The sequence below is a fragment of the Olsenella sp. AGMB03486 genome, from assembly GCF_040884255.1.
Classification (GTDB): Bacteria; Actinomycetota; Coriobacteriia; order Coriobacteriales; family Atopobiaceae; genus Olsenella_L; species Olsenella_L kribbiana.
This window is the reverse complement of record NZ_JBEVTM010000009.1, coordinates 40,734-52,627: the sequence shown is the minus strand read 5'-3', so window position 1 is coordinate 52,627 and position 11,894 is coordinate 40,734. Positions and strand designations below refer to the sequence as shown.

General features: G+C 61.0%; 11 protein-coding genes and 5 tRNA genes. All 16 read right to left on the bottom strand.

The genetic code is table 11. The annotated features are described in order from the left end of the window. Positions 1 to 43: 43 nt before the first annotated feature. The 16 genes from nusG to ABVS03_RS06025 all read right to left on the bottom strand — a co-directional run bounded on the left by nusG (position 44) and on the right by ABVS03_RS06025 (position 11,887). Entirely contained in the window at positions 44 to 589 is a 546-nt protein-coding gene (gene nusG / locus ABVS03_RS06100) for a transcription termination/antitermination protein NusG (RefSeq protein ID WP_368018441.1), read from the bottom strand. Between the two features lie 2 nt (positions 590 to 591). Further along, positions 592 to 951: a preprotein translocase subunit SecE gene (secE, locus tag ABVS03_RS06095; protein WP_368018440.1), complete on the bottom strand. Its 360-nt coding sequence runs from the start codon at positions 949 to 951 to the stop codon at positions 592 to 594. Positions 952 to 1,027: 76 nt separating this feature from the next. Next, positions 1,028 to 1,103, bottom strand: a tRNA-Trp gene (locus tag ABVS03_RS06090). A 15-nt stretch (positions 1,104 to 1,118) separates the two neighbouring features. Further along, entirely contained in the window at positions 1,119 to 1,268 is a 150-nt protein-coding gene (rpmG, locus tag ABVS03_RS06085; protein WP_330972285.1) for a 50S ribosomal protein L33, read from the bottom strand. Between the two features lie 208 nt (positions 1,269 to 1,476). Then, on the bottom strand, positions 1,477 to 2,667 hold the full coding sequence (gene tuf, locus ABVS03_RS06080) for an elongation factor Tu (RefSeq protein ID WP_330972286.1): 1,191 nt from the start codon (positions 2,665 to 2,667) through the stop codon (positions 1,477 to 1,479). Positions 2,668 to 2,763: 96 nt separating this feature from the next. After that, positions 2,764 to 2,840 (bottom strand) — tRNA-Met (locus tag ABVS03_RS06075). Positions 2,841 to 2,853: 13 nt separating this feature from the next. After that, positions 2,854 to 2,929: transfer RNA gene (locus tag ABVS03_RS06070), tRNA-Thr, on the bottom strand. 1 nt (position 2,930) lies between these two features. Next, a tRNA-Tyr gene (locus ABVS03_RS06065) sits at positions 2,931 to 3,014 on the bottom strand. 554 nt (positions 3,015 to 3,568) lie between these two features. Then, positions 3,569 to 3,643: transfer RNA gene (locus tag ABVS03_RS06060), tRNA-Thr, on the bottom strand. A gap of 18 nt (positions 3,644 to 3,661) precedes the next feature. Beyond that, positions 3,662 to 4,219, bottom strand: coding sequence for an NYN domain-containing protein (locus ABVS03_RS06055; RefSeq protein WP_368018439.1), 558 nt, complete (start codon positions 4,217 to 4,219; stop codon positions 3,662 to 3,664). Beyond that, positions 4,216 to 5,166, bottom strand: a complete 951-nt coding sequence (gene rlmB, locus ABVS03_RS06050; RefSeq protein WP_330972288.1) for a 23S rRNA (guanosine(2251)-2'-O)-methyltransferase RlmB — start codon at positions 5,164 to 5,166, stop codon at positions 4,216 to 4,218. The genes ABVS03_RS06055 and rlmB overlap by 4 nt, the downstream gene beginning before the upstream one ends. 3 nt (positions 5,167 to 5,169) lie before the next feature. After that, on the bottom strand, positions 5,170 to 6,645 hold the full coding sequence (gene cysS, locus ABVS03_RS06045) for a cysteine--tRNA ligase (protein WP_368018438.1): 1,476 nt from the start codon (positions 6,643 to 6,645) through the stop codon (positions 5,170 to 5,172). Between the two features lie 80 nt (positions 6,646 to 6,725). Next, positions 6,726 to 7,229, bottom strand: coding sequence for a 2-C-methyl-D-erythritol 2,4-cyclodiphosphate synthase (ispF, locus tag ABVS03_RS06040; protein WP_368018437.1), 504 nt, complete (start codon positions 7,227 to 7,229; stop codon positions 6,726 to 6,728). Next, entirely contained in the window at positions 7,229 to 8,047 is an 819-nt protein-coding gene (gene ispD / locus ABVS03_RS06035) for a 2-C-methyl-D-erythritol 4-phosphate cytidylyltransferase (RefSeq protein WP_368018436.1), read from the bottom strand. The genes ispF and ispD overlap by 1 nt, the downstream gene beginning before the upstream one ends. Beyond that, a complete protein-coding gene (gene disA, locus ABVS03_RS06030) occupies positions 8,044 to 9,084 on the bottom strand; it encodes a DNA integrity scanning diadenylate cyclase DisA (RefSeq protein WP_330972349.1) in 1,041 nt (346 codons plus the stop codon). The genes ispD and disA overlap by 4 nt, the downstream gene beginning before the upstream one ends. Before the next feature lie 214 nt (positions 9,085 to 9,298). Next, positions 9,299 to 11,887, bottom strand: coding sequence for an ATP-dependent Clp protease ATP-binding subunit (locus ABVS03_RS06025; RefSeq protein WP_368018435.1), 2,589 nt, complete (start codon positions 11,885 to 11,887; stop codon positions 9,299 to 9,301). Positions 11,888 to 11,894 lie beyond the last annotated feature (7 nt).

The window sequence follows — 11,894 nt, the reverse complement described above, 5'->3', positions numbered from 1 at the left end:
TGCCGAGAAGCTTCCTCACCGAACGGTGCCGCGCAGCGATGCCTTAGATGCTTGCAATCTGGTCGAGCGTGAGCTCCACCGGGGTTTCGCGACCGAAGATCGTGAGCATGACCTTGACCTTGCTCGCGTCTGCATCGATCTCGGAAATCTGGCCATCGAAGTCTGCAAGAGGACCGGAGATGACCTTGACGGACTGGCCGACCTCGAAGGACAAGGCTACACGCTTCGGAACGACCTCGGTCGGTGCGTTCGGCGTGCGGCGCATGATCTTGTTGTACTCGGAGCGGCGAAGAGGTGCCGGCTTGGAGCCATCAAGACCGACGAAGCCGGTTACGCCAGGCGTGTTCCTGACGACAGTCCAGGTATTGTCGTCCATCTCCATGCGGACAAGGACATAGCCCGGGAAGACCTTGGATTCCTTGGTCTCGCGCTTGCCGCCTTCCTTGACCTCAGTGACTTCCTCGACAGGAATCTGGATATCCGTAATCCTGTCCGTCATGCCGAAGGTCTCGACACGGTGCTCGAGATCGGTCTTTACCTTGTTCTCGTATCCCGAGTAGGTATGCACGACATACCAGTGCTTTGCCATCTCTACCCCCTCAGGCCCGTGAAGCCGACCATCAGAGCGACGACGCCCGTATCGACGAGCCAGATGCAGAAGCCGAAGACGATCAGGAAGACCGTGACGTCGACAGTGTAGTTCTTGAGCTCCTCGCGGGACGGCCACACGACACGATGCATTTCAGCCTTGACTGCCTGGAAGTAGGAACGGACGCGTCCCGGCTTCTTTGCAGCCTTTGCCGGCTTCGTCTCCTGCGACTTGGCAGAAGCATCAGCCTTCTTTGCATCGCCTGTGGAAGCGACGGATGTGGCGTGCGCCGCCTCAAGCTCTGCACGCTTCTGTGCACGGGCCTGGCGTGCGGACCTCTTCTGGCGCTCCTTCTTAGCCATGCGCTAACCCTTCAGATCAAAAGAACCTTATTACATGGAAACCGACTACCCCGTAAGGGATAGTCGGTGGAATTGCTGGCAGGCCAGGAAGGACTCGAACCCTCAACAAACGGTTTTGGAGACCGCCGCTCTACCATTGGAGCTACTGGCCTATGACTAACCCTATTTTAGCGGGTTTCCTTGTGCAGCGTGTGCTTGCGGCACCACGGGCAATATTTCTTCATCTCAAGTCGATCAGGGTTGTTCGACTTGTTCTTCTTCGTGGTGTAGTTGCGGCGCTTGCACTCAGTGCATGCAAGGGTAACCAAAGTACGCATTGATCCTCCTGAATACTTGTCATAGCCGAGACGCCCTCGACCATGACGCGGTGGACTACGTTACCATCCCTAGGTCGATTCTGTCAACTACCGATAGGAACTCTCAGACCGCTGCACAGAATGTGCATATAACTGGGTCTGATGGTGCTTGCATGAAAAGACCCGGCACCCCGAGGGGCACCGGGTCAGAAAGCCTCGTCAGTTAGATCTACTCAACGATCTTGACGACACGGCCATCGGCAACGGTGTGGCCACCCTCGCGGACTGCGAAGCGGTCGCCCTCCTCCATTGCGATGTGGTGGATGAGCTCGACGTTGATCGTCGTGTGGTCACCCGGCATAGCCATCTCGACGCCCTCGGGGAGCGTGATGGTGCCCGTGATGTCAGTCGTACGGAAGTAGAACTGCGGACGATAGTTGGAGAAGAACGGCGTGTGACGGCCGCCCTCGTCCTTGGTCAGAACGTAGACCTCAGCAGAGAACTTGGAGTGCGGCTGGACGGAGCCCGGCTTGCAGATGACCTGGCCACGCTCGATGTCCTCGCGCTTGATACCGCGGAGCAGGATGCCCACGTTGTCGCCAGCCTCGCAGAAGTCCATGGTCTTACGGAACATCTCGATGCCGGTTGCGGTCGACTTCTGGGTCGGCTTGATGCCGACGATCTCGACCGGCTCGTTGAGCTTGAGCTCGCCACGCTCGACACGGCCGGTTGCGACGGTACCACGGCCAGAGATGGTCATGACGTCCTCGATAGCCATGAGGAACGGCTTCTCGTTGTCGCGCTGCGGCGTCGGGATGTACTCATCGACGGTGCGCATGAGCTCGCGGATGGACTCGACCCACTTCGGATCGCCGTTGAGGGCGCCGAGTGCAGAGCCACGGATGATAGGAATGTCGTCTCCGGGGTAGTCGTACTCGGAGAGAAGGTCACGGGTCTCCATCTCGACGAGGTCGATGAGCTCCTCATCGTCGACCATGTCGCACTTGTTCAGGAAGACGACGATGTACTTGACGCCGACCTGACGGGCAAGGAGGATGTGCTCACGCGTCTGAGCCATCGGGCCGTCGGTTGCAGCGATGACGAGGATTGCGCCGTCCATCTGAGCTGCGCCGGAAATCATGTTCTTGACGTAGTCAGCGTGGCCCGGGCAGTCAACGTGTGCGTAGTGACGCTTCTCGGTCTCATACTCGACGTGAGCGACGGTAATGGTAATGCCGCGCTGACGCTCCTCGGGAGCCTTGTCGATGTTCTCGAAGGCCGTGTAGTTTGCCTTGCAGCCCGGGGTCTCAGAAAGGACCTTGGTGATTGCTGCGGTCAGGGTCGTCTTACCATGGTCAACGTGGCCGATGGTACCAATGTTTACATGGGGCTTAGTGCGCTCGAACTTTTCCTTGGCCATTGCCGTCCTCCTTCAAAATCGACCACTTGTTGGTCGGTCTTACCTGATAATACCCTCTTATATGCTTAGCGGCGCCCAAGGGCGCCGCGGAAGCTCTGGTAGCGGTGACTGGATTCGAACCGGTGACATCGCGGGTATGAGCCGCGTGCTCTAACCAGCTGAGCTACACCGCCATATGCCTGAATCTGGAGCCCGCGACCGGATTTGAACCGGTGACCTCTTCGTTACCAACGAAGTGCTCTACCGACTGAGCTACACGGGCATGGTGGGGATGCTTGGACTCGAACCAAGGAACTCAGAGAGAGCGGATTTACAGTCCGCCGCAGTTGCCGCTGTGCCACATCCCCATACCGTTTTCAAGCGTTGCTGCGAGCCTGTGCTCCCCGTCAGCGGAAAAGATAGTACGACGTCCCCAAATTCATGTCAACATAATCCACCCAGCCGGGCGTAACTCCCCCACGATTCCTGCACAACTGCGAGAGATCCCTGTACGAGCGGAGTGATCTCCAGAGCAGACGTGCCGTTGCTTGCCGCCCCATCTGACCTGCTGTTTTTTCGGGATACGCCTATAGCGGCCTATGCTTTTCGTCTCTTCTCTGCTGACGGCACCCATTCCATTGACCACACAGAACCGCTCGCCAAATCCGTCAGCGGTGCTCTGGCAGCGGCCTCTCAATGCAGAATTCCTTCAAAAGATTTGTAAACTTGCAATCGGCAGTATGTCCACGCGCTCTGGCGCTGGCGCCTGTTCTTGCTGGCGCCTGTTCTTGCAGAGCCGGCTTCGATTTCGGCGGGATCCTGCTGCAAAACTGCTAACAGCCTACGTGGATCAGCATCTTCCAATCGTTCAGAGATTAAAAAAGCAGGCCACGAATTCATATCGTGGCCTGCTGCTTTATCGTGGAGCCGGTAGAGGGAGTCGAACCCACAACCCACAGTTTACAAAACTGTTGCTCTGCCATTGAGCCATACCGGCGTGGGAATGATATTACCCCTAATGGCTCAGCATTTTCCAGAGCTTCGCGCGCATTTCCGGAGAAATCCGGTCCTCTACCGTCATCTTCTGGGGCTTGAGCTCGCCACGGACCGTCTCTACCTCGCGGTCCACCCGCTCGATCTCATGCACAAGCAAAGCCGACGAGATGCGCGTGACCTCGCCCGGGCCGAATCCTGCGGTCGCCCGAATCGTATTGTCCGAGGTGACGAGACTCACCGGACGTCCTGCGACACGCGCCTCGGTGACGAGGCGCTCTATCACGGTATCGGCGCTCTCCCCTGCGCGGGAGAACATGATCTCTATGCCTGCCTCATGCGTCGCATTCCTCGTGGGATCGGGATTCTGCGCTCCGTCGAAGACGACGACCGCGTCATAGCGTCCCTGGGCAAAAGCTGCGACATCCGTGATCAGGGCCTCGCGTGCCCGCACAAAGGGATCGGTGTCAAAGTGCTCAGGATCGGTATGTTCGTCGATCAGCCCTTCATAGCGAGGGGTTGCCCCGAGCACGTTGTAGCCATCGACGATGAGGAGCTCATGATGGGAACGGGAGCTCACGCGTTGCCACCTGGCTCTTCCGTACGCTCCATATCGCGGCGCAGCCACTCGTAGCAGAGCACGGTTGCTGCCTGCGCGACATTGAGCGACTCCACATGTCCTCTCTGGGGAAGCCTTACGGCGAAGTCGCACTTCGAGAGCACGAGATGGGAGATGCCAGAGCCCTCCGATCCCATGACAAGGCAGATGCGACCCTCGAGCGGGGCATGCCACACGTCCTCTTCCGCATGCTCTGTCGCAGCGCAGCACCAGAACCCTGCGTCCTTGAGCTCTTGCATGGCCTGGACGAGATTCGGCACCTGAGCGACCGGGATATGGAGCAGGGCTCCTGCCGATGTCTTCATGGCACCGACACCGACCTGGGCGGCACGGGCATTGGCGATGATCACGCCGGCAGCACCTGCGACCTCGGCAGAGCGGACGATGGCGCCGAAGTTGCCTTCGTCCGTCACGTGGTCGAGGAGGACGACGAGCGCCGGCCCCTCGCCTGCGCGATTGATGATGTCACGGACGCTTGCATAGGCAAACGGTGCGCACTTCACCATGATTCCCTGGTGTGCCCCATGGGACGACCTTGCATCGAGCTCGCGGTGCGAGACCTCCTCGATGGGGACATTGGCTGCCTCGAGCCTGCTCATGAGCTCCTGGAGCGAAGCATCGCCGTCAGGGGCAGACACATAGGCACGTGTAAGCTTGACGCCGGTATCGAGCGCCTCGGCGACAGCGCGCCTGCCCTCGATCATCAGCATGTCGGAGCGCACAGGAGCCGGACGCTGCGGCCTTCCTGCGCCTCTGCCACGGCCACCCTTCTGCCCGCCGCGGGAATTGCGGCTCTTGGGGCTTCTGTCCTGGGACATCTTTCCGATATAGCCGCCCTGTCCTCGGTATCCGCCCTGGCCCTTTGCGCCTCGGCGGGAAGAGGAGCCCTGGTATCTTCTGTCTGCCATGTGCTAGTCCTTCTTTGTCAGGCGCGTGCCTGCCGCGGTGTCTTCGAGAACGAGGCCGAGCGACGTGATGCCGTCACGGATGGCATCGGCGACGGCCCAGTTCTTTGCCTTGCGGGCAGCGGCACGGGCCTTGATCAGGGCGTCAGCAGCCTCCTCGGGGCTTGTGCCCGCATATCCTGCTTCCTTCTTTGCAAGGTCGACAAGCTCTGCCGGCAGGCCCTCCTCCTCATCTGCAGCAAGGTTGATGCCGAGGACGCCCGAGAGCTCCTCGAGCGCATCAGCTGCACGAAGCGTCGCTGCCGTCGAGATGTCCTCTCCTGCCTTCGTGAGGTAGGTATTGGCTGCGGTCACGAGGCCGAAGATGGCAGCAAGGCCGCCTGCGGTATTGAAGTCGTCATCCATCTGGGCCGTGAACTCGGCCTGTGCCTCGCGCACGGCGCGCGTCAGCTCGTGGTCTGCATCATTGAGCTCGCCGTCTTCCGGCGCTGCCTTGGCAGCCCACCTGAGGTTCTTGACGCAGCTCTTAAGACGGTCGAGCGTGCCGACCGAGCCCTCGAGACGCTCGAACGAGAAGTCGAGAGGCGAGCGGTAGTGGGTCTGGAGCATGAGGAGACGAAGCGCGTCTGCAGGATACTTGTCGAGCACTTCCTTGAGCGTGTAGAAGTTGCCAAGCGACTTCGACATCTTCTCGCCGTCGATCGTGAGCATGCCGGTATGCATCCAGACGTTTGCAAGCGGTGTGTGCCAGTTGCACATGCACTGTGCCGTCTCATTCTCATGATGCGGGAAGATGAGGTCGGAGCCGCCGCCGTGGATATCGATGGGGACGCCGAGATAGCGGTGGATCATAGCGACGCACTCGGTATGCCAGCCAGGACGGCCATTGCCCCAGGGGCTCGGCCAGCTCGGCTCGCCCGGCTTCGCTGCCTTCCAGAGCGCGAAGTCGAGGGGATCCCTCTTCTGCTCGTTCTCCTCGATGCGGGCGCCGCTCATGAGCTCGTCGACATTCCTGCCGGAGACGATGCCGTAGTTCGTGTCGGAACGGACGCTGAAGTAGACGTCTCCCGAAGGCACGGCGTAGGCATAGCCCTGGTCGATCAAGCCCTGAATCATCTCCTGCATCGCAGCGATCTCGCGCGTGGCGCGCGGACGGATGTCAGGATCCAGGATGCCGAAGCGATGCATCTGCTCGATGAAGGCCTGGGAGCACTCCTCTGCCACCTCGGCAGCGGTCCTGCCCTGCTCATTGGCACGGTTGATGATCTTGTCGTCGACGTCGGTCAGGTTCTGGGCGAACGTCACGGCGTAGCCCTTGTAGGTCAGATAGCGCCTGATCACGTCGAAGCAGAGGAACGTGCGTGCATTGCCGATATGGATCTGGTCGTAGACCGTGGGGCCGCAGACATACATGCGGACCTTGCCCGGCTCAATCGGCTTGAACTCCTGCTTCTTGTGCATCTGGCTGTTATAGATAAGCATCTGCGCTTCTCCTCTGCTGGATCCAGGCTCCTCATGCACCTTGGCCGAGGTTCCTGCGTGTCAGGATATTGTAGGTGCGGCTACTCCTGCGTACAAGGCCGCTCATTCTCGCTGCCCTCGAGCAGCACGACCGCCCAAGCTTCCATGCCTTCCTCGCGGCCGACAAAGCCGAGGCGCTCCGTCGTCGTCGCCTTCACGCCGACATGGCCAGGCGAGACGCCCAGGGCAGAAGCCATACATCGGCGCATCTCGTCCTTGTAGGGAGCAAGCTTCGGTGCCTGCGCTGCAATGGTCGTGTCGGCATCCACAAGCTCGAAGCCCTCGTCGCGCATGAGCTGAGCGACCCGCTCCAGAAGCTTTATCGAATCTGCTCCCTCATAGGCCGGGTCTGAGTCCGGGAAGAGCTGGCCGATATCGCCTGCGCGCATGGCACCGAGGATGGCGTCCATCAGGGCATGCACGAGCACATCGGCATCCGAATGTCCATCGAGCCCACGTGTGCTCGGGATGTCCACGCCACCCAGGATGAGCTTCCTGCCTTCCTTGAAGCGGTGCACATCGTATCCGTGTCCTATACGAAGCATCAGGCTTCCCCCTTCGAGGAACTCTGCCGCCTCTCGTCCTGCCAGGAGCAGAGACGCTGGTCGAGGATGGCCTCTGCGAGCGAGAGGTCTTCCGGCACTGTGACCTTGAGGTTCGAGCGCGGCGACTTGACGCAACGGATGGCTCCGCCATAGTGCTCGGCCAGGCTTGCGTCGTCTGTGCCGACGTATCCTTCCTTGGCTGCCGCCTCGTGGTACATGATGATGCGCTGGCGGCGGAAGATCTGGGGCGTCTGCACAGCCCAGAAGAGCGAGCGGTCAGGCGTGCTCATGACCATCTCGTGGTCCACGATCTTGAGCGTATCGGTCGCAGGATGGGCGCAGACGACGCCTGCAAGCTCAGGTGCGCACCGAAGATGCGCAAGCGCATTCTCAATCGTCGCCCCCGTGATCAGGGGACGCGCGCCGTCATGTATTGCGGTATAGGCAAGCTTCGGGTCCTGTGCAAGCACGCCGAGCCTGCTCGATTCCTGGCGGGTGGCACCGCCCTCGACAATCTTCAAGGATGTCGCGATATGGACCTTGCCCAAGATTGCATCGGCCATCTCGTCTTTCCTGCCTGGCGGGCACACGACGACAATCTGTGCGCAGGAAGGCGCCTCATCGAAGGCAAGGACCGACCAGGCGACAAGCGGGAGGCCGCAGAGCTTCACGAACTGCTTGCCCTCTGAAGCGCCGAAGCGGGTGCCCGAGCCTGCGGCCACGATCACGGCCGCGCAGTCATGGCCGGCTGCCGCCGTGCCGATGAAGGACGCCTTCGTGCCCACCTGGGTGTCGAGAACGAAGCAATCGCCGCTCATGCGCGCTTGCCCCACATCCTGTAGAGGCTGTCCGCAAGGATCGTCGGGTTCTTGACGCCGATGCTGTCGAGCCTCGAGGGGTCTTCCTCGATATCGTCCATGAGCTCCTGGAGAGAACCGAACTCATCGACGATCTTGTCTGCCATGCCTTCATGCACGACAGAGACGCGCGAGAGGGTCCTGAGTCCCAATGGTGTCATGATCGAATCCTCGCCACGGTCGTCGTAGCCCAAGATCGAGGCGATGCGCTTCGGCGAGCGCAGGTCCTTGTTGTTCATCGCATGGAACTTGGCACGGATCGCCTTTGCGTTCTCTTCGGAGGAGTCGAGCGCATAGTCGCGGATCATGAGGTCATATTCCTCATCCATGTCGCCCACGAACTCGTCGCGCTGCATGTCGACGGTCTTGCCTTCGGAGCCAAGCTCGTCGATGCACTTCTGCAGCTGCCCTGCAGCGGTCATGAGCACCTCGAACTGGTAGAAGACCTCCGTGATGTCGCCGAGCGTCACATAGTTGTCAAGCTCGAGCGTCGTGAGACGCAGGAGCGAATGGTCGAGCTGCTGGCGCGTGTTCTGGAGCGTCACGAGCAGCTGGTTCACCGTGCTCATGATCTCTGTCACGGTCCTGAGCTGGAAGCGATAGCCGTTCACGAAGACGGAGACCACATGCCTGCGCTCGGAGACGGAAATCACGACAGCCTTCGTGAGCAGGCTCATGCGTGCCGCCGTGCGGTGGCGCATGCCGGTCTCGGACGTCGGAAGCGACGGATCGGGGTCGAGATGGAAGTTTGCGCGGTAGATCTGCGTGAGCCCCTTGTCGACGACGATGGCGCCATCCATCTTCGCGAGCTCGAACACGCGGTTTGCCGTGAACGAGATATTGAGCGGGAAGCCATCGTTTCCTGCTGCAAGCACGGCATCCGTGTCGCCCACGCAGATGAGGGCGCCGAGATTGCCGGCGATGATCATATCGAGAGCAAGTCGCAGGGAGGTGCCAGGGGCTGTGGCCTTCACAGCCTCCTTGATGCGCTCATCCATGCTCTTTGCGCCTGTCTGGGGCTGGGCCTCCGGACGGCTTGGTTCGGTTCCCTCGGCTTCCATTGCATCGACCCCTTCGCTTGAAGTGCGGACCCGACTCTTTCGTCCGCTACATCATCTTCAGTGTATATGACCGAAGCGGACCGAAGCCCCCAGAACTCGGAGCTTCGGTCCGCATCGAAACATTTGCGCCTTATTCAGGACAGCGGCCCTCTTATGCACCTGCTGTCTCGAGGCCGCTCCCTGCATCTGTCGGAGCCGACTCGGGCAGAGACCAGCTCTCGTGTGCCTGCGGGCCGTCCATGTGGACGCGCTCCATCGGTGCAGGAATCTCCCCCTGGGTCTTCGTGAATGTGAGCTCATCTCCCGCAGCATCCACCTTCACGATGTCGCCGGCAGCCCACTTGCCTTCGAGGAGCTCCTCTGCAAGAGGATCCTCGATCATGGTCTGGATGGCACGACGGAGAGGACGTGCACCGTAGATCTTGTCCGTACCGCGCTTGGCCACAAGGTCGCGCGCTGCATCGGTGAGCTCGATCGACATGCCGTTCGCAATGAGGCGGTTCCTGAGGTCGGAGACCATGAGGTCGACGATGCCACGCAGCTGCGGGGTCGTGAGCGACTTGAAGACGACGATCTCGTCCACACGGTTCAGGAACTCGGGACGGAAGAGCTTCTTGAGCTCGCCCATGACGCGGGAGTGGATCTCCTTGTCGGAAAGGCCATTGGAGTCTCCCGCGAAGCCGAGCGTCGTCGTCTGCGCGATATCCCTGGCGCCGATGTTTGACGTCATGATTATCACGGTGTTCGAGAAGTCGACCTTGCGGCCCTGCCCATCCGTCAGCCTGCCTTCATCGAGGATCTGGAGCAGGATATTGAAGACATCGGGATGCGCCTTCTCGATCTCGTCGAAGAGCACGACGGAGTACGGACGCCTGCGCACGGCCTTCGTGAGCTCGCCGCCCTCGTCGTAGCCCACATATCCTGGAGGGGCACCGACAAGCTTCGATACCTCATGCTTCTCCATGAACTCGGACATGTCGAAGCTGATGAGGGCATCCTCGGAGCCGAACAGGAACTCGGCGAGCGCCTTGGCAAGCTCGGTCTTGCCGACGCCGGAGGGGCCGAGGAAGATGAACGAGCCGCCAGGGCGCCTCGGGTCCTTGAGCGGGCTCCTGCTCCTCCTGATGGCGCGGGCAACAGCAGAGACTGCCTCGTCCTGGCCGATGACACGCTCGTGGAGTGCATCCTCGCAGCGCAGGAGCTTCGAGGCCTCTGCCTCCGTGAGGTTCGAGACGGGGACGCCCGTGATATCGGAGACCACGTCGGCAATGTCCTTCGCCTCGACGGTCACGACATGCTCTTCGAGCTGCTTGTGCCAGGTCTCCTCGAGCTCGTCGCGCTTCTGCGTGAGCTCCTTCTCCTGGTCGCGGTAGCGTGCTGCTTCCTCGTACTCCTGGGTTGCGGCAGCCTTCGCCTTCTCCTGCTTGACGCGGGCAAGCTCCTCGTCGACCTTCGCGACCTCAGGCGGCAGCACCATCTTGTGCACGCGGGTGCGCGCACCCGCCTCGTCGATCACATCGATCGCCTTGTCCGGAAGATAGCGGTCCTGGACATAGCGGATCGAGAGCTGCACCGCTGCCTCGAGCGCCTCGTCCGTATAGTGGACGTGGTGGTGCTTCTCGTAGCGGGACTGCAGTCCCTTCAAGATCTTGAGCGTGTCCTCAGGCGAAGGCTCGCCCACGAAGACCGGCTGGAAGCGGCGCTCGAAGGCGGAATCCTTCTCGATGTGCTTGCGGTACTCGTCGACCGTCGTGGCACCGATGACCTGGATCTCGCCACGGGACAGCGGCGGCTTCAGGATCGAGGCGGCATCGATGGAGCCCTCAGCGGAGCCGGCACCGATGAGGGTATGGATCTCGTCGATGAAGAGAATGTCCTGCTTCGACTCCTCGACCTCGTTGATGACCTTCTTCAGGCGGTCCTCGAACTCGCCACGGTACTTGGAGCCTGCGACGAGCGCTGCGACATCGAGCGTCCAGATCTGCTTGTTGCGCAGGATATCAGGCACGTTGCCTGCGCAGATGAGCTGCGCCAGGCCTTCGGCGATAGCGGTCTTGCCGACGCCCGGGTCGCCCAGGATCATCGGGTTGTTCTTCTGGCGGCGTGCGAGCACCTGCATGACGCGCTCGATCTCGCGGTCGCGGCCGATGACAGGATCGAGCTTGCCATCAGCGGCAAGCTGCGTGAGGTTGCGGCCGTACTCCTTGAGAAGCGAGCCTTCCTGCTGCTGTGCGCCTCCTCCGAAGAGCTCAGGCCCGATGCGTACGCCTGCAGCTTCTGCAGCCTGCTGCGACTGCGGCTCTGCGTCCTTCATGAGCTCGTCCACGGCATTCCTCACGGCATCCCCTGAGATGCCCATGCGGGAGAGCGCCTCCATTGCGACGCCGTTGCCTTCGGAGACGATGCCGAGAAGCAGGTGCTGCGTATCGATATACGTCTGGCCGTGGCTCATTGTCTCGCGGTAGGCATCCTCGAGCACGCGCTTCGCACGCGGCGTGAACGGGATGTGGCCGCCAGGGATGGGCTCGGAGTCATCCTTCGTGATCTCCTTCACGGTCTCGAGCGTCTCCTCGTAGCTCACATCGAGCTGCGCGAGCGCCTGCGCGGCTATGCCATCGCCTTCCTTGATGAGGGCAAGGAGCAGATGCTCGGTGCCGACATACATCTGGCCGAGGCTCTTTGCCTCGTCCTGGGCAAGCGACATCACCTTCCGCGCCTTGTCGGTGAATTTCTCGAACATGTTGGGT